This is a genomic window from Spirochaetota bacterium, assembly GCA_004297825.1.
Classification (GTDB): domain Bacteria; phylum Spirochaetota; class UBA4802; order UBA4802; family UBA5368; genus FW300-bin19.
Window position 1 is genome coordinate 1 of record SCSX01000052.1, and the last position, 15,695, is coordinate 15,695.

At 61.1% G+C, this 15,695-nt stretch carries 19 protein-coding genes; 7 read left to right on the forward strand and 12 right to left on the reverse strand.

Going from position 1 to position 15,695, the window contains the following annotated elements:
* Positions 1-727: TetR/AcrR family transcriptional regulator (locus EPN93_10710; GenBank protein TAL35262.1), on the reverse strand; the 727-nt coding region annotated here is incomplete at its 3' end.
* The gene (locus EPN93_10715) at positions 642-1,109 is read right to left on the reverse strand and encodes a hypothetical protein (GenBank protein ID TAL35263.1); all 468 of its coding nucleotides are present in this window, start codon (positions 1,107-1,109) and stop codon (positions 642-644) included. The genes EPN93_10710 and EPN93_10715, both read right to left, overlap by 86 nt.
* A 301-nt stretch (positions 1,110-1,410) precedes the next feature.
* On the opposite strand from EPN93_10715, the gene EPN93_10720 reads away from it, so the two are divergent.
* Positions 1,411-4,221 carry a DEAD/DEAH box helicase gene (locus EPN93_10720; protein TAL35264.1) on the forward strand — a complete coding sequence of 937 codons (2,811 nt, stop codon included), beginning with the start codon at positions 1,411-1,413 and terminating at the stop codon, positions 4,219-4,221.
* 3 nt (positions 4,222-4,224) lie between these two features.
* Here the strand turns inward: EPN93_10720 and EPN93_10725 are convergent, their stop codons facing one another.
* On the reverse strand, positions 4,225-4,536 hold the full coding sequence (locus EPN93_10725; protein TAL35265.1) for a TIGR02266 family protein: 312 nt from the start codon (positions 4,534-4,536) through the stop codon (positions 4,225-4,227).
* 198 nt (positions 4,537-4,734) lie between these two features.
* Here EPN93_10725 and EPN93_10730 point away from each other — a divergent pair, with 198 nt between their 5' ends.
* Together EPN93_10730 and EPN93_10735 are read left to right on the forward strand one after the other, a co-directional pair.
* Positions 4,735-5,334, forward strand: coding sequence for a hypothetical protein (locus EPN93_10730; GenBank protein ID TAL35266.1), 600 nt, complete (start codon positions 4,735-4,737; stop codon positions 5,332-5,334).
* Complete coding sequence (locus EPN93_10735; protein ID TAL35267.1) at positions 5,331-5,795, forward strand: hypothetical protein; 465 nt, start codon at positions 5,331-5,333, stop codon at positions 5,793-5,795. The genes EPN93_10730 and EPN93_10735 overlap by 4 nt, the downstream gene beginning before the upstream one ends.
* Positions 5,796-5,811: 16 nt before the next feature.
* Here the strand turns inward: EPN93_10735 and EPN93_10740 are convergent, their stop codons facing one another.
* From EPN93_10740 to EPN93_10760, 5 genes are read right to left on the reverse strand one after another with little or no spacing between them, the layout of a single operon-like run.
* Positions 5,812-6,459: a hypothetical protein gene (locus tag EPN93_10740; protein TAL35268.1), complete on the reverse strand. Its 648-nt coding sequence runs from the start codon at positions 6,457-6,459 to the stop codon at positions 5,812-5,814.
* Entirely contained in the window at positions 6,460-7,353 is an 894-nt protein-coding gene (locus EPN93_10745) for a hypothetical protein (GenBank protein TAL35269.1), read from the reverse strand. It abuts the gene before it with no gap.
* A 1-nt stretch (position 7,354) separates the two neighbouring features.
* The gene (locus tag EPN93_10750; protein ID TAL35270.1) at positions 7,355-8,245 is read right to left on the reverse strand and encodes a hypothetical protein; all 891 of its coding nucleotides are present in this window, start codon (positions 8,243-8,245) and stop codon (positions 7,355-7,357) included.
* Positions 8,246-8,248: 3 nt separating this feature from the next.
* Positions 8,249-8,659 carry a membrane protein insertion efficiency factor YidD gene (gene yidD / locus EPN93_10755; GenBank protein ID TAL35271.1) on the reverse strand — a complete coding sequence of 137 codons (411 nt, stop codon included), beginning with the start codon at positions 8,657-8,659 and terminating at the stop codon, positions 8,249-8,251.
* Between the two features lie 16 nt (positions 8,660-8,675).
* Positions 8,676-9,299 carry an MBL fold metallo-hydrolase gene (locus tag EPN93_10760; protein ID TAL35272.1) on the reverse strand — a complete coding sequence of 208 codons (624 nt, stop codon included), beginning with the start codon at positions 9,297-9,299 and terminating at the stop codon, positions 8,676-8,678.
* Positions 9,300-9,464: 165 nt separating this feature from the next.
* Between EPN93_10760 and psd the strand changes: the two genes are divergently transcribed.
* From psd to EPN93_10780, 4 genes are all read left to right on the forward strand, one after another.
* Entirely contained in the window at positions 9,465-10,313 is an 849-nt protein-coding gene (gene psd, locus EPN93_10765) for a phosphatidylserine decarboxylase (GenBank protein ID TAL35273.1), read from the forward strand.
* 138 nt (positions 10,314-10,451) lie between these two features.
* On the forward strand, positions 10,452-11,204 hold the full coding sequence (locus EPN93_10770) for a cytidylate kinase-like family protein (GenBank protein ID TAL35274.1): 753 nt from the start codon (positions 10,452-10,454) through the stop codon (positions 11,202-11,204).
* Positions 11,201-11,680 carry a hypothetical protein gene (locus EPN93_10775; GenBank protein ID TAL35275.1) on the forward strand — a complete coding sequence of 160 codons (480 nt, stop codon included), beginning with the start codon at positions 11,201-11,203 and terminating at the stop codon, positions 11,678-11,680. The genes EPN93_10770 and EPN93_10775 overlap by 4 nt, the downstream gene beginning before the upstream one ends.
* 81 nt (positions 11,681-11,761) lie before the next feature.
* Positions 11,762-12,607, forward strand: a complete 846-nt coding sequence (locus EPN93_10780) for a tetratricopeptide repeat protein (protein TAL35276.1) — start codon at positions 11,762-11,764, stop codon at positions 12,605-12,607.
* 73 nt (positions 12,608-12,680) lie between these two features.
* Here EPN93_10780 and EPN93_10785 read toward each other — a convergent pair whose 3' ends face one another.
* The 4 genes from EPN93_10785 to EPN93_10800 are packed head-to-tail and all read right to left on the reverse strand — an operon-like array spanning position 12,681 to position 15,395.
* A complete protein-coding gene (locus tag EPN93_10785; protein TAL35277.1) occupies positions 12,681-13,166 on the reverse strand; it encodes a peptidylprolyl isomerase in 486 nt (161 codons plus the stop codon).
* A gap of 36 nt (positions 13,167-13,202) precedes the next feature.
* Positions 13,203-13,676 carry a hypothetical protein gene (locus EPN93_10790; GenBank protein TAL35278.1) on the reverse strand — a complete coding sequence of 158 codons (474 nt, stop codon included), beginning with the start codon at positions 13,674-13,676 and terminating at the stop codon, positions 13,203-13,205.
* A complete protein-coding gene (locus EPN93_10795; protein ID TAL35279.1) occupies positions 13,664-14,533 on the reverse strand; it encodes a pantoate--beta-alanine ligase in 870 nt (289 codons plus the stop codon). The genes EPN93_10790 and EPN93_10795 overlap by 13 nt, the downstream gene beginning before the upstream one ends.
* Before the next feature lie 4 nt (positions 14,534-14,537).
* On the reverse strand, positions 14,538-15,395 hold the full coding sequence (locus EPN93_10800; protein ID TAL35280.1) for a class I SAM-dependent methyltransferase: 858 nt from the start codon (positions 15,393-15,395) through the stop codon (positions 14,538-14,540).
* Between the last annotated feature and the right edge of the window lie 300 nt (positions 15,396-15,695).

Here is a 15,695-nt window from a genome sequence, read left to right on the forward strand (position 1 = left end):
GCGCCTCGTAGGGCGTGCCCATGTAGTCGTTATATTTCGGAAGCGACGGGGAGAACATGATGTCGTAGTAGTTGAAATTGTCGATGCCGAACGAGAGATATTCGGATACCACGGCCTTCGCCTGTTCCACGGGATCGCGGGCACGATCGCGGGCGCGATGGAGTCGGTCGTACAGGTCCCTGAAGCCGCGGATGAGTATCGTGATGTATATCTCGTCCTTGCTCCGGAAATAGTTATACAGGTTTGTCGCGGACATCTCCATCTTCACCGCGAGCCTGCGCATGGTCATTCCCGCGAAACCGCCCGCGGCGATGAGCCCGACCGCGCTCTCTATTATGCTTTCCCTTACCTTTTCGATCTCCGCGGCAGCGCGCGCCGGTTTCGTCATGGTGTCCCCCGTGAGCCCGTGGTCATTCGTCCCTTTGCGACGACAGGGGTCCGATACAGCCGGCTCCCCTGTTTCGGGATTTGCACCGGGGAGATGTTTGCCGGGCCCGAATTCCCGGTCGAACGCTACCAGAATCGTATCGCGGCGTAAACTCATATTTGTTTCCGGCCGGGGTGCGGATGATTTTTCGTGAAAAGGGGAGCGAAAGAGCATATTGTTCTCCCGGAAGAATGGTGTGTGTGTGTCGGTGATGCTAGTGGGATGAGGTGCGGCGTTGGATTCTTCCTTTCGGAGTGTCGTCGGGGTCTCCCCAGTATAATTCCCAGCATAGTATGCCATTTTCTATTCTTTTGCCGATGGCGTAATGTGGAAATTCGACATAGTTATGTCTGATCGTCCCATCTTGAAGCAATTCCTCAAGATATCGCTCCGTCGCGATCGCCACCAGGGAGGAGACGGAAAACCTCCCCAGCCTGCGAAAGTCCGAAACAAGCTCATTCTCATTCTTCCTGAAGGTAATCGGAAAGCAATGCCAGAGCTTCAGGGGATCACGCGGCTGATACCTTACCAGGGTGAAGCCTCCCGGAAAGTGCTCTATATCCTCCCTGATTCGCGCTAGAAGCATAACCACGACCTCACGGTGGGTTTTACCAAGCCGGGCGGCGGCGAAGCCTATCTTAATGAAGACGGCGATTCTCATATTGATGCTCGTTCGCAGCATTCCGTATTCTCCGAAAAAGAGTGGAGCGTCTGGAATGAATACGGTTGAGAGATGAAAATAATTGACGGTTTTTAACCCCCCGGGATTTAAATCACCCTGGCCCCGCACGTCCCCGCGAAAAAAAATCTTGTAATTTCATCTGGAGTGAATATTATGTCGCCTTATCTCATTCCCGGGCAGAATTCCGATTACCGCCGACACGCCGATCCGCACCGCGACGCAATTCAGGACCCTGCGCCCGGGCGGTGTGGATTGCCCCGGCGGCCGCAGCGCCGGGAATTGGAGCTCGCACGAACGAACCATGAAGACCGATTTCGCATACCTCCAGGACGATCTCTTCGGCGCGGCGCCCGTCCCGGCCGATACCGACCCGCGCATTGAGGGCGAGGAAGAGATCCGCGCGCTCTTCAACGAGCGGGAGCCTTTTTTCGACCCCCGGTTCGAATTGCGCGCCGAAGCCTACGCCCTCATGCTCGCCCATGCGCACAACAAGATACTCTCGCTCTCGAATTCGCGCACGCGCATCCTCGCACACCAGGTAGAGAGCACGCACCGGATCGTGAACGCCCTCAACCAGCGCTTCCTTATCGCCGACGAGGTGGGCCTGGGCAAGACCATCGAGGCGGGGCTTGTCATCAAGGAGCTGGTCTACCGGTACGGATATAAAAGGATACTCATCGTAACCCCGGCCTCGCTCCTCTTACAGTGGCAGCACGAAATGGAAAGCAAGTTCAACGAGCGCTTCACGGTGCTCGATCGGAAGAGCTTCCGGCGGGAACGCAGGGGCGAGAAGCCCGCGGCGCCCTGGGGACGCATTGACAAGGCGATCTGCTCGCTCGATTTCATCAAGAACGCCTCGTTCAGGGACGCGCTCAAGCGGGCGCGCTGGGACGCCATCATCTTCGACGAGGCGCACCGGCTGCGCCGCGATTCGCTCAAGAGCACCCTCGCCTACAACGTCGCCGAGGTGCTCGCGGAAAACGCGCGCGCCCTCCTGCTCCTCACCGCGACCCCCTTCCGGGGCAAGATCGAGGAGCTTTACTACCTGGTGCGCCTCCTCGACAAGAATCTCCTGGGGCCCTTCCAGAGCTTTTATTCGAAGTACTGCATCGAGGGCAGCGATCTCTCCGGTTTGCGCGAGCGGTTGTCCGAGGTCATGATCCGCCGCACGAAAAAAGAGGTGGGCGGATTCACGAAGCGCTTCGCACGGACCGTACGCTTCGACCTGTTCCCGGACGAGCGCGCGCTGTACGACGCCACCACGCGCTACGTGGCCGAGGAGTTCAACCGCGCCATCCAGACCGAGAACCGCGCGGTGGGTTTCGTGATGACCGTGTTCCAGAAGCTCCTGGACTCGTCATCGCACGCGCTCTGCCGTGCGCTGTCGAACAGAAGGGCGAACCTTGCCGGAAAACTCGCGCGGCTGGAGGAGGGACGCCCGGTCCCCGCACCGGGCGAAGTCGAGCTTCCCGATATCGACGATCCGGAAGACCTGGACGGGGGACTGGTGGCGAGCATTGGCAAGACCATGGAGGAGATGGGCCAGGAGATAGGTACGCTTGACGCGCTTATAGGGCTGGGGAGCGCGATAACCAGGAACAAGAAGGGCGAGAAGCTCCGGGTCCTCCTGAAAACACTTTCGCGGGAGGGTCACGGGAAGTTTATCATCTTCACCCAGTTCCGCACGACGCAGGATTATCTAAAAGATCTCCTCGCCGGATTCGACATAGTGCTCTTCAACGGCTCGATGAACCGCGACGAGAAGGAGGAAGCGCTCAAGATCTTCAAGGAGCGCGCGCAGGTCCTCATCTCCACCGAGGCGGGGGGAGAGGGTCGCAACATGCAGTTCTGCAACATCCTCATCAACTACGACCTGCCGTGGTCGCCCCTGAAAGTGGAACAGCGCATAGGCAGGGTGCACCGCTTCGGCCAGCCGCACGACGTGTACATCTACAATTTTTCGACCAGGGACACCGTGGCGGAGCGGGTGCTCGAGGTCCTTGCGCGCAAGCTCCAGCTCTTCGAGGAATCGATCGGCATGCCCGACGTGCTCCTGGGACAGATCGAGGACGAGGTGAGCCTCAACAAGCTCTTCATGGAGATGGCCTCGGGCCGGAGGTCGCGCCGCGCGCTCATGGAGGAGATTGACCGGAGCATCCAGACCGCGCGCAAGAGCTATGAAAAGCTTTCGGAGCTCACCGTCACGCGCGCCATGGACTTCAACTACGACGAGTACTACGCCATCACCATGAAGGAGCGGCAGTTCTCCCACCGCCGGGTGGAGAGCCTCATGAACAGGCTCGCGGCCGCCGACGAGTACGCGGCCACGTTCCTCGGGAGCGCGCGCGCCAGGACGGGTCTTTACCCGGTCAAAAAGCTTCCCGGCGGCGATACGGAGCGCGGGCGCATGGGGACCTTCGACAGCAGGATCGCGCTCGAGGACGAATCGCTCGAATTCCTGGCGTTCGGCCACCCGCTCATTGAGCACCTGTTCGGCCACGTCACGTCGCCGGGATTCGGCGGTCGGTGCGGGATAAAGCGCATCTGCCGCGCGCGGAATTTCGATGGGGTGGTTTTCTATTACCTGGTCGCCTTTAGCGGGCGCGAGATCACGCGTGCGCTCGTACCCGTGGTTGTGGATCCGTCGGGCGGGACGCCTGATCACGAGATCGGGGAGCTCGAACGCCAGTCGATCCACCAGGAGGGGATACAGGGCGGGGACGGCGCGGACGCGCGGCTGCTCGATCGCGCGAACCGCGACGCGGACGCGCTCTTTGCGGCGGCGCGCGCGAGGCTCGCGGTGAAAACGCGGGAAAGGATCGCGGACATGATGGAGACCATCGACCTCACCATCGATCCCGAAATACAGAAGATCCGCGAAAGTGCGGATCTCAGGATGCGCGAGCTTAAAGAGCAGCTAGAACGGCAGGAATGCCAGGGGAAATGGTTCAACAGGGACATGCGCGGGGCGCTCACAAGGACTAAAAACGAAATCGCGCGCGTGGAGGCCGGGCGCGATCGCCTGCTCGCGGAATGCAGGCGAAGGACGCAAATCTCCCATTCCGTGAGCCTGGTGGGCGCGGGCCTTCTTATCGCGAGGCCCGGACTGTAAACCTTACAATACTTTTTTTAATGCCTCGGATTCCTTCTCGCTTAGATCCGAAAACTCGATGCCCATTCCCGCCTTGAGCGTCGAGGTCTCGTCGTCGCGAGTCCACTTGATCGTCCCCTTTATGGTGACGGGCTCCTCGCCGGGAATGTGCACGACAAGCTCGACGTTCGAACCGGGTTTGAGGGGATCGGGCGTCGAGATGAAGATGCCGCCCTTGCTCAGGTCAACGGCCTTGCTGAATGTCATGCCTTCCGGGGAATGCACCTCGGACTTAACGCGCTTGGCCACGCGGGAATGCTGTCTCTTGTTATCCATAAGGCCCCTCGATCACCGTGATACGCCCGCTTCGAAATCCGGTCCGGGCGAAAAAACTCCCTTAAGAATATATACATATTGACAAATAATACAATTATTTTTTTACTACTGGCGCCTATAATGCGCGCAGGTCGCGGCCTGGGCCCGCGTCCGACATAGAAATGCGCATCCGCCGCGCGGGGGATAATAACACACACTATGGACTCGATCAGGCTGCCGCTGGTGTATCTGTACCGGAAGGTCGTGTTTCCGCACTGTAACCTCGCGTTCCCGGTGCGATCGAAGTCGGCCGCGCGTCTCAAGCAGGGCGAAAAGATTTGCGCCCTGCCGGTGCGCGGCCTCCGGGACTTCCTGCCCTTTCGTGCGCGGCTTGCGACCATCGCGGAAGTACTCGATGTGAAGGGCGAGGGTGAGACCGCCGAGATCACGGTCAAGGGCGTAAGCCGCGCACGCATCGTGAAACTGGCGGGGGTTTTCTCCGCAATCGTGAAACCCGTTCCGGAAGAGGGCGGCGCGCAGCTCGAGCGCGTACGCGAGGAGCTGCGCAAGAAGGCCCAGGAGCTGATATTTCTCATTAACGTGGACGAGTCCGATAAGCTCATCCACCTCCTGAACTTCCTGGTGAACCTGCACCAGCTTACGGATTTCATATCGAACTATTTCATCCTGAGGCTGCCGCGGCGCTTCGAGGTGTTCATGGAGACGGACGTCGAGAAAAGGGCAGGCATGCTGCTCTCGACCCTGGACGTGCTTATCGACGAGCTGAAAAACAAGAGGGGGCAGCAGGGCGCATCATGAAGAAATCCGAACGCGGCAGGGAGGTATACTATACCATCGCATGGTCTAAGCTCTACCGGTACGACAAGTACGACGCGATGAAGGTACTGCCCGAGCTCGCCGGCATACTCAGTCTCTACGAGGAGCGTCCCGGGAACGACCCCCTGTTCCTCCTGGTATACGGGTGCTGGCGTGACGGCCTGCGGATGGGCCTCAAATACCTGATGGACCCGCACCTTCCCAAGCGCGATGCACTGCGCCGGAGGCTGGAGGGGCGCCCGCTCCTCTACAAGTACACGGTCGTGGATTCCAGCCCCGCCGACATGCAGGACGTGATGTACTGGCTCATCAAGAATTACGCGCCGGAGCTTAATACCGTGGACCTGTTCCCCGACTCGAAACGCTACGAGAACATCTCCGTGCGCGAAACCGACCTGCGGGACGACGAGGTGGTCGAGCGTATACCCAGGTACGGGCTCTGACCTGCTTGTTCCGACGTCAGGCAGCGCCGGCAAGCGCGAGGTTTTCGGCCCGGTAGATGTGACTTACATTTTTCTTAAGCGCCATGAATTCCAGGACATACTTGAAGCGGGCCGCCGCGTCCAGCGGGGAGGCCGACTTGTTGTCGGTACGCGGGGACACCTGCTGCACCCGCTTCACGTTCACGCACCGGCGGTCGGGATTCGTGTTAAAGATATCCTTCTTGAACAATAGAAACGTGTCGTAGATGGACTGGATGATCGCGTCCGACTCGATGAGCGCGGCAAGATAGAGATTGGTATCCGAGTCGTGCAGGTTGCGCGTGAAGTACTTGAGGAGCCGCAGCACGATTTCCGGGTAGAGGTGCTCGTTCATGAGCGTGATCACGCGGGCCTCCAGGATCTTGTCCATCATGCGCTTGGATGGGTAGGCCATGCTCAATATGTAGGGCTCGCCCGACTGGACCTTGAAGAGCGCGAAGTCCAGGAAGCGGTCGACCAGGTCCTTGCGGAAGATGTCGGTCTCGCGGAAGGTGTCCTCGAGAAGGATGTCGGCGACAGCGGCAAGATCGCGCTCTTTCAGGAGCTTGTCCATGTTGATGTACCGGCTCTGCTCGAGCGTGCTCACCGAGGCGTTCATCTTTTCTATGGGATCGAAATCTTCCATCTAAAAATGCTCCTGCATGGACAGCCGCACGGTCCGGTAATAGGGCTCCCTGCTGTTGTACTGGTACACGTTGTTTATCGCCGAGATCACCGAGTATTGGTAGAACGAAAACTCCGCGAGCCCGAAGACGGCCATCCTGAACCTATTATCGTCACGGTAGGCGTCATATATTAGGTAGATAAGGCCCGCGTTGCAGAGCAGGGAGAATGCGCCGGTGAGGTAGTTGCCCGTGTAGAAATGCCCGAATCCCGGCATGAGGAGCGATCCCACTACCGAGACCGCGAGGCTCTTGCGGGGCCGATTGATCTCCTCGAGGACGAGGGCGCGGAGATCCTGAGCCTTCTGCGCGTATTTCCCGTCGGGCCAGGAGGCGCCGTAGTCGTCGAGCGCCTTGAGGGTGCCGCGCCCGTCGTAGTCGAGTGCCGCCGCGTAGCAGAGGTCGAGCGCGGCAAGCTCGCGGTACGCCCCCTCGCGGTAGATATGCTGATATTCCTGCAGGGTGCGCGTCGCGAAATAGGGAGATCCCGTCTGCAGGCGCATGTAGGCGAGGTAGAGCAGCGCCCTCTCCCCCTGCTCCCTGTCCCGGTAGGTATCGTAGCAGCTCATCATCGTGAGGGTGGCCGAGTAATAGTTTCCCCCGCGGTAATACGCCTCTCCCATGAGGAGCAGCGCGTCCGGGGCGCCTGCGCTCCCGGGGTAGAGCGCGACGAGCCGCATGCATTCGGTGACCGTATTGTAGTATTCTCCGGCATCATAATGGGCGCGCGCGAGGGCGGCGACGCGGGCCTCGTCCGCGGCGGCGCCGCGCGCCACCGCGGACAGCGCGAGGACGAGCACCGCCCGGAGCACCAGCGAGGCGCGCGTGTTCAGGGTATATGCGAAAGCGCCCCCCATGTTATTCGAACACCGTTTTGTAGTCCATGCGCCCCAGCGGATCGTACGCCGGCACATGGCGGGAGATGATCCCCGACGCGAGCGCGGCCTCGGCGCGGGCGGTGCGGTCGCGCGCCGCGTTCCAGGCGCCGTACACGTTTCCTGCGTAGACGAGCCCCGTGAACACGCCCAGGGTGACGGCGGCGCCCCGTTCGCCCGCGGCCCCCGCGCGCCATGCGCCCAGCGACAGGGCCGCGACCGCGATCATGCTCACCAGCGCGTCAAGGGGTCTTCCCGCGTAGACCTGCCCGGCCCCCGGGAGGGCCGCGGAAAAAAGCGCCGCGAGCGCGGGGGAGCGGCGGTCCGGCGCGGCGGCCTCGAGCTCGCGCGCGAGCGCGTCAAGGGGATTGGGCCGGGGGATCGCCGCGCGGGATTCGTTCGCGACGGCGAGCGCCTCGTCGAACCGGTTCAGGGTGAGGGAGAGCTCGGCGCGGCGCAGGGCGATCTCCATGCGCACGTCGTCGTCCGCGGGGAGGCGCGAAAGCTCGTCGAGCGTCCCCGCGCACTCGGCGTACCTGCGCTCCGCGAAAAAAGCGCGCGAGAGGAGGAGGAGCGACAATGGATCGCGCATAACGGTATTGTGTTCCAGGTGCGCGATCACGGTGCGCCGCTGGCCCCCCAGGAAATAATTCGCCTCGATGAAATAGCGCATCTCGCCCGCGCGGGCGCTTCCCGGCTCGTACACGAGGAGGCGCCTGGTCTCGGCGATGGCGCTGAAATAATCCCGGCGTTCGAAGAGGTTCCGGATGAACGCCTTCTGGTCCGTTGCGAAATCGCCGGCGTGCGCGGGGGATGCGAGCAGGGCGAGCGCAAGCGCGATCACGGGAACGCGGAAAGCAAGAGAGCACGTCATGTATTACTTGCCGAGTATCTCCGCCGGAACAGGATCGCTTACCGGCGGGTTGTAGGGATTGCAGCGCAGGAGGCGGTCGCCCGCCAGGAACATTCCCAGCGCGAGACCGTGGCGCTCGACCGCCGCGCGCCCGTAGGCGCTGCAGGTCGGGCGGTAGCGGCAGTTGGGTCCGTCCTGGGAGGAGATCACGACCTGGAAGAAGCGAATGAGAAAAAAGCCCGCGCCCTGGGCCCCGTTGTACACGGCGGATTCGTGCGAATGCGGTGCGTTCTCATGGAAAATCGACTCGTCGCCCGTGCGGACGTCCGCGTCCCAGGGGGCGAAGCGCTCCCCGGAGAATGCGGGGCGCGCCGTGGCGCCCGCGCCAAGGAGGAGGGCCGCGCCAAGCAGGGCGGTCGGGATTGCGTTTTTCATGAATGGACCTTTCTCATTACAGGTAATAGCCTTTCTGCTCCTTCACCGTGGATACGGGGAAGCGCCCATAGTTGTGCCCGGGCCAGATCTTCGTATCGTCGGGGAGGGTGAGAATCCGGGTGCGTATCGATTCCATGATCTGCCCGTAGGAGCCGCCGGGAAGATCGGTGCGGCCCATGCCCTCGGTGAAGAGGGTATCGCCGGTGAAGATGTTGTCTTCGCACAACAGGCAGATGCCGCCCGGTGTGTGCCCCGGTGTGTGCACGACCGTCATGACGAGCGTCCCGATCGCGATGGTGTCGCCGTCGTGCAGCAGCCGCTCCGGCTTGGGCGAGCCCTTGCCGCCGAGCGTCCTTGAAAGGATGCGCGAGGTGAGCCTGCCGAGCTGGCCCGCGTCCTCCTCGTGAATGAGTATCTGCGCCCCGGTGAGGCGCACGCACTCGTCGTTGCCCGAGGTGTGGTCCCAGTGGCCGTGGGTGTTGATGACGTACTCGATCTTGAGCCCGTGGCGTTCGACGAACTTGAATACCAGATCCAGGTCCCCCGCGGGATCGATGAGCGCGCCCTTTCCCGTTTTCTCATCGCCCACCAGGTAGCAGTAGACTGCCATCCCGGTCACTTCAATCTGCTCAAGTATCATGCGCGTCGCCCCGTTCGGTGTGTGTCATTAAAGAAAAACCGGGGGGGCCGATTTGGCAAGAGAAAAAATCGGACCCCCCGGCCCCAAAAAGGCCTTTACAACGGGAGGGCGCGCGGGGAAACTCATGCGCATGTTTCCAGAGTGCGCAGTGACGAGGTGCCGCCGATGAGCCGTTCGCGATCGCTCGCGATTTTTCTTTTCAGGATTACGCCCACCGGGCTTCTCTCGCGCCTGTTCGGGTGCGCGGCGCGGATACCCCTCCCGTCATGGGCGCTCTCGCCGATAATCGACTGGTACGCGCGGAAGTACGGCGTGCTCACCGGCGAGATCCGGCCCGGGTCCCGCTTTCGCACCCTGGACGCGTTTTTCACCAGGGAGCTCGCGGAGGGAGCGCGCGTCGCCGACCCCGCGAAGAACGCGGTGGTGTCCCCCGTGGACGCGCGCGTCGACATGTACGGCGCGATCGATGAAGCGCGCATTCTCCAGGCGAAGGGCGTGGACTACTCGCTCGCGGACCTGGTGCCTTCCGACATGCACCGGCATTATCTGAATGGATTGTTTATGACCCTCTACCTGGCCCCCGGGGATTATCACCGCATCCATTCCCCCGTGAGCGGAAGGATCGCCGGCTACCACGCGATACCGGGGAGGCTCTACACCGTGCAGGAATACATGGTGAAGGGATTGCCCGGGCTCTTCTCGATCAACGAGCGTCTTATCAGCCATATTAAAACGGAGCGCGGCATGGTCGCGGTCTGCAAGATCGGCGCGATGAACGTGGGACGCATCACGCTCGCGTACGCGGAGGAATGCACGAACAGGACATTAAGGCGCGCGCGGGAGACGCGCTTCCCCGAGGGCGACGGCCCCGCGATCGAAAAGGGCGCGGAGCTGGGTGCCTTTCACCTGGGGTCCACCGTCATACTGCTCTTCCCCGCGGGGGCGGTGAAGTTCGAGGACATCGCGCCCGGCATGAAGGTGAAGATGGGGCAGAAGATCGCGCGGTTTTCGTAACCACGCATCCGCTTGATATCACGTCCCGACTATAGTATCTTTGATTAATGGGCGGGGCCGCATTGTGAATGCATCGAGCCCATTACAGGTGCGAACACCCTGAATAGAGAGAACTCTGTAGTACGGGGGGTGGATACGATGAAGAACAATACGGGTTTGGCGATGGAAACGCTTATAGGCTCCCAGATAAGCTACTGGAAGCAGCAGCGCGAAAAGATCGAGCTCTATGCCGCGGAAAAGCCGTTTCCCTCGTTCGGCCCGTTCGTAACCATTTCCCGCGAATACGGGTGCGGTGGATTCGAGACCGCGCTGCGGCTCGCGGACGTGCTGAACGCCGAGTATAGTCCAGAGCCCCCGTGGCTGCCCTATCACCGCGGCCTGCTCGAAAAGGTAATCCATGACATGGGACTGTCGGCGCAACTCGCGGAGACCCTCACCGCGACCGCGCGGGACCAGATGACCAACCTCCTCCAGACGACCTTCAGCAAGTTTCCTCCCCAGGTGGCGGTGCACCGCAAGCTCGCGGAAACGGTGCGCACCCTCGCCACGCACGGCAACGTGATCATCGTGGGGCGCGCGGGCAAGGCGATCACGCGGGAGATGGAGAAGGGGTACCATGTGCGTATCGTGGCCCCCCTGGAGTGGCGGGCGGACCGAATCGCTTCCATCTTGGGCATGGGGCGCCGCGAGGCCGAGAAAATCATCGCCGAAAAAAGCAAGCTCAGGGAGGACTACCTGCGCGCGTTCGTGAAATTCGACAGCGCCGACCCGCATCACTACCACCTGCTGGTCAACAACGCGTTTCACGGGACCGACGATATCGTGCGCCTGGTGATCCAGGGCATGCGGCTGAAGGGCCTCCTCGCGCGGCCGGCGGCGGGACACGAATGACCGAACGCTTCGATCTGCAAAACGCAACCCTCTCCTGGGACCCGGAGAAATCGATCGTCACCTGCCGGGAAAAGGGGGAGGTACACAGGAAGGTCTGGATCAAGAAGCTCGAGGACGCGGGATTCCTGACCTCCGTGATCGAGGACGGAGCGCGGTATTACCTGGCGTGCGAATCTGGCGAATCCCAGGGAACCTTCCTGTGCGTCGACCGGGAGAACGGGGAGACGCTCTGGGATATCCCCGGCCGCTCATTCCTGCAAGTGGTGTATGAAGGCTTCCTCTACATGATTTTCGTCGACGAGCAGGGGGCGTACTTCCTCCTAAAAATAGACCGCGCCGACGGTTCGTCCGTGTGGCACCACCGGGTCGACGAAGACCTCTGCGAGTACCGGTTTTCGACCCGGCGAATCCGGCTTTACTACTCCTCAGGGCGCGAGGAGGTCCTGGACGGCGCAACCGGTCATCCCGAATTTTGACGGTCCCCGTTCTTTCGCTAATCGCGGTGATGGCTTTTTCCGATAAGTATCTAAGGACTTAATCGCGGGAGAGGTGCAGGTATGAGGACACAGGCGGTGCCGAAGGAAGCAGTGGGGGTGTATAACCGGGCGCTCGATTTTTCATGCAAGGGCGAGTACTCGACGGCGCTCAAGGAATACATGCGGGCGATAGAGCTGTTTCCCGATTTCATCGAGGCGTACAACAATATCGGCGAGATATACTCGCGCATGGGCGACCGGGACAGGGCGATTTCGAACTACATGCGCGCGCTGGCCATAAAGCGGAACCCCAAGGTGCTTCTCAACCTGGGTGTGGAATACTACAACCGGGGCGACTACGCGGCGGCGATCAAGCACTTCAAGGAATCGCTCTCGCTCGACGCGAATTTCCTGGAAGGGAACTTCTACATGGGGATGGCGTATTTCAACCTGAAGAACCTTCCCCTGGCGGAAAAGTTTTTCGGTGCGGTCGTGCGTATCGAGCGGAAGCATCTCAAGGCGAATTACCTGCTCTCGTACATCTATTACGAGTGGAAGGACTACCATCGCACCCTTCAGTGCCTTGACAACGTGCGCGATATCGCGGACGACATTTCCTTCGTGAACAAGTATTACGGCTTCTGCCACTACCACCTGGGCCACTACGAGAAGGCAGTCGAGTACCTGACCACCGCACTCGAGTCCAACCCGCAGTACGCGAAGTTCCACGCCTATCTCAAGGGGCTCACCTACGAGAACAAGCTCAAGGAGGTCGGGGACGTCGATGCGCGTATCCGCGAAATGGAGGAGCGCCTCATGAAGGAGAAGCCCACCCTGCGCGAATACTCGAGGCTTTCGATGCTCTACATCTTCAAGGGAGAGTACAAGAAGGCGGAAACCCTGCTTCTTTCCGCGAAGGGCGCCTGACGCGGAAACTATTATGAATAAAAAGAAGGCGCGGATTCGAATCCGCGCCTTCTTTTTATTCATGTTTTCTTGCTCAGCAGCAGCTGCAACCCCCGCCGCAGCTGTCGGAGTCGCACCCGCTTCCGTACTTGGGCGCGTCGTTGATCTCGATGAGCTTGATGTCGAACACGAGCGTTTTTCCGGCCAGGGGATGATTCAGGTCCAGCTTCACCTCGGTGTCCGTGATCTCGGTGATCAGGGCGGGCATGTGCTGGCCTTCGTCGGTGGCGACGCCAATGGTCATCCCCACCTCCGGCTCGAACTGCTGGCGCACCTCGGCGAGGGGAAATGCGTGCATCATGGCCTCGTCGCGCTCGCCGTAGGCATCGCCCGGCTGGAGGATAATGCGTTTTTCCTCCTCGGGCTTCATTCCCATGACCGCCTGTTCGAACCCGGGGATGACCGAACCGGCCCCCACCTGGAATTCCAGGGGATCGCGGTCTGCCGAGGTATCGAACACCTCTCCGCCTTCGAAGGTCCCTGTATAGTGCACCACTACGTAATCGTTTTCCTTGACCATTATGGTTCTCCTTATGTTGTATCGCCGCCGGCGGTTCTACCAGTCGCCCAGCTCGAATTTCCAGACCTGATCCTCGCGGACGAAGACGAGCTCCATTCCGTTTTCAACCCTTATCACCGCCCTCTCGCCCTGTGTTTTTACGCCGGCGATTTTATACGAAACCGCTTCGCGTACCGCGTCCTCGTTGAGCTTTTTTCCCAGGTCGAACTGCAGGGCCATGTATTCGACGGGCCCCAGCTTTTTCAGCCGCTTCACCGGGATATCGAGCCGCGCGGCGAGCGCCTTCTGTTGGTCCTCGCCCATCCCCGCGATAAGCGCGGAGATTTTCCGAAGCTTCTCCACGCTCGATGCCGAAAGAAGCGTCACGACCGCGTCCGCATCGGCGGCGGCGTATGCCCCCTTGAGCGACTCGAAGGCCTCCTCGGGGCTGCGGGATTTGGAGCGCGCGCACGCGACAAGCATCGCGCAGCATACGAGCGCAACCACGGCGGCCCGGCTCAATAGACGCATGAAAATCCTCCCGACTCCCTGTTGACGACCATGTTGTCGATTAGTCTCGTGGGGCCGAAATACGCGGCCACTGCGATCACGCTTTTCCCGGTAAGTGTATCAATCGGCTGGAGGTCACTATAGCGCACCATGGAAATATAGTCAATCTTTTGCGGATTTCCCGTATCGACGACCCCCCTCATTGCGCCCAGTATGACCGCGGCGTTTCGCTCGCCGGCCGCGATAAGCTCCTGGGCCCTCCGGAGGCTGCGGCTTATCGCGAGGGCGTCGTTTCTCTGCGCCGCGTCGAGGTGCTTGTTGCGCGAGCTCATGGCCAGACCGTCGTCCTCGCGCACGGTGGGGGCGATGACGATCTCTACCGGCAGGTTCAGGTCGAAGACCATCTTCTCGATGCTGACCGCCTGCTGGATGTCCTTTTGCCCGAACACCGATACGTCGGGCTGCACGATGTTGAACAGCTTCGTGACGACGGTGAAAACGCCGCGGAAATGCCCGGGGCGGTACGCCCCGCAGAGCTGCTCGGTGACGAGGTCCACGTCGATGTGGGTAAGCTGGTCCCGGTACATGATCTCGTCGTCCGGAAGGAATACGAGGTCCACCCCCGCCTCGCGTGCTATGGCGAAGTCGCGCTCGAATTCCCGGGGATAGGTCTGATAGTCTTTCGGGTCGTTGAACTGGATCCTGTTCACGAAGATGCTCATGACCTGGAAGTCCGCGCGGCGCCTGGATTCTTCGACAAGGCTCGTGTGACCCCGGTGCAGGTAGCCCATGGTGGGCACAAATCCGATGCGCTTTCCCCGGGCGCGCGCCTCGCGGACGTGTGCGCGCGTTTCCTCGATCGTTTTCGCGATTATCATTCCGTTACCCCCCGTTCGCTTTTTCGGCGGCGACGAGCATCATGTCGCCCATGTACAGGTTCTTCGCAAGGAAATCGGCCGCCCGCCGGGGGAGGGAGCCCCCCCTGCCGAAGCCGCTGCCGTAGGTCGCGTATGAGCGCACGCGAAAACCGTGGCGCACGAGCAGTCTTTTCAGGGTGCGGAACGAAAAGAAGTAGAGATGCTCGGGAAAGTTGTAGAACCGCCACGCGGGCCCGTAGAGCGACTTGAAGTTGAGGACGCCCTCGCGGCAGGTAGTGATATAGAGCCTTCCGCCGGGGGCGAGTTCCGCGCGGATCTTTTCCATGAAGCGCTCGGGGTGGTGCAGGTGCTCTATGGTCGCCCAGAGCGTGACGAGCTGGAAGGCACGGTCGTAGCGCGCGTCCAGGTAGCTGCCCCGCGTCACGTCGAGCTTCAGGCTCTCGCGCGCGAAGTTCACGCAGTCGTCCGACACGTCTATCCCGCACGCGTCCCAGCCCCGTGCCGCCAGGTAGTTCACAAAGTAGCCCGCCGCGCACCCTATGTCGAGCGCGCGCCGTTCCGCGAGCGACTCCTCGAACGGGAAGAAGCCCGCGTCGCGGAGGTTGAGCGCGATCACGCGCTCGATCTCGCCCCGTACCGCGGGGGAGAAATAATTGTCGTAACCCCGCGCTGTCCTGGTCGTGAAGTACTGCTTCTCGTAGTAGCGCGCGATCTCGTCCGGGGAGGGGCGCGGCGAGACGAAGCGAAGCCCGCAGTCGCGGCATGCCGCAAGGGTGAACGGTTCGCCGTCGCCGGAGGGCTTGGTGAAGAGTGTGCGGCTCCGCGCGGAACCGCATAGGATGCAGGGGACTGCTTCGGGCATGAAGCGTTTATCGGACCGAATCCGGGAGCGCGTCAATACTTTTTTGGGGAGACACCCCGAGGTTAAGGGGAGCCTGAATTATTTTCCGGGGAGCTGAGCGTAAATGGGCACACCTCACCCCTGGTTTGGCGTGCGTGAGGAGGTGGGATGATTAATGTGAGGCGGTGCGGCGGAGTATTTTCGTGGGTGAGGCTCTTGTAGGGTGGTTTTCGGTGTCCCCCCAGTAGAATTCCCAGCACAGAATGCCCCCTGCGCTCCTTTGGCCGATGGCATAATGGGGGAACCGAACATAATTATGCC

Excerpts from the sequence above, each read along its gene's own strand:
- EPN93_10730 (TAL35266.1), top strand. The coding sequence starts at position 4,735 with ATGGACTCGATCAGGCTGCCGCTGGTGTATCTGTACCGGAAGGTCGTG.
- EPN93_10785 (TAL35277.1), bottom strand. The coding sequence starts at position 13,166 with ATGGTCAAGGAAAACGATTACGTAGTGGTGCACTATACAGGGACCTTC.
- EPN93_10800 (TAL35280.1), bottom strand. The coding sequence starts at position 15,395 with ATGCCCGAAGCAGTCCCCTGCATCCTATGCGGTTCCGCGCGGAGCCGC.
- EPN93_10790 (TAL35278.1), bottom strand. The coding sequence starts at position 13,676 with ATGCGTCTATTGAGCCGGGCCGCCGTGGTTGCGCTCGTATGCTGCGCG.
- EPN93_10750 (TAL35270.1), bottom strand. The coding sequence starts at position 8,245 with ATGACGTGCTCTCTTGCTTTCCGCGTTCCCGTGATCGCGCTTGCGCTC.
- EPN93_10770 (TAL35274.1), top strand. The coding sequence starts at position 10,452 with ATGAAGAACAATACGGGTTTGGCGATGGAAACGCTTATAGGCTCCCAG.
- EPN93_10775 (TAL35275.1), top strand. The coding sequence starts at position 11,201 with ATGACCGAACGCTTCGATCTGCAAAACGCAACCCTCTCCTGGGACCCG.
- EPN93_10715 (TAL35263.1), bottom strand. The coding sequence starts at position 1,109 with ATGCTGCGAACGAGCATCAATATGAGAATCGCCGTCTTCATTAAGATA.
- psd (TAL35273.1), top strand. The coding sequence starts at position 9,465 with ATGAGCCGTTCGCGATCGCTCGCGATTTTTCTTTTCAGGATTACGCCC.
- EPN93_10720 (TAL35264.1), top strand. The coding sequence starts at position 1,411 with ATGAAGACCGATTTCGCATACCTCCAGGACGATCTCTTCGGCGCGGCG.
- EPN93_10780 (TAL35276.1), top strand. The coding sequence starts at position 11,762 with ATGAGGACACAGGCGGTGCCGAAGGAAGCAGTGGGGGTGTATAACCGG.
- EPN93_10725 (TAL35265.1), bottom strand. The coding sequence starts at position 4,536 with ATGGATAACAAGAGACAGCATTCCCGCGTGGCCAAGCGCGTTAAGTCC.
- yidD (TAL35271.1), bottom strand. The coding sequence starts at position 8,659 with ATGAAAAACGCAATCCCGACCGCCCTGCTTGGCGCGGCCCTCCTCCTT.
- EPN93_10745 (TAL35269.1), bottom strand. The coding sequence starts at position 7,353 with ATGGGGGGCGCTTTCGCATATACCCTGAACACGCGCGCCTCGCTGGTG.
- EPN93_10760 (TAL35272.1), bottom strand. The coding sequence starts at position 9,299 with ATGATACTTGAGCAGATTGAAGTGACCGGGATGGCAGTCTACTGCTAC.
- EPN93_10740 (TAL35268.1), bottom strand. The coding sequence starts at position 6,459 with ATGGAAGATTTCGATCCCATAGAAAAGATGAACGCCTCGGTGAGCACG.
- EPN93_10795 (TAL35279.1), bottom strand. The coding sequence starts at position 14,533 with ATGATAATCGCGAAAACGATCGAGGAAACGCGCGCACACGTCCGCGAG.
- EPN93_10735 (TAL35267.1), top strand. The coding sequence starts at position 5,331 with ATGAAGAAATCCGAACGCGGCAGGGAGGTATACTATACCATCGCATGG.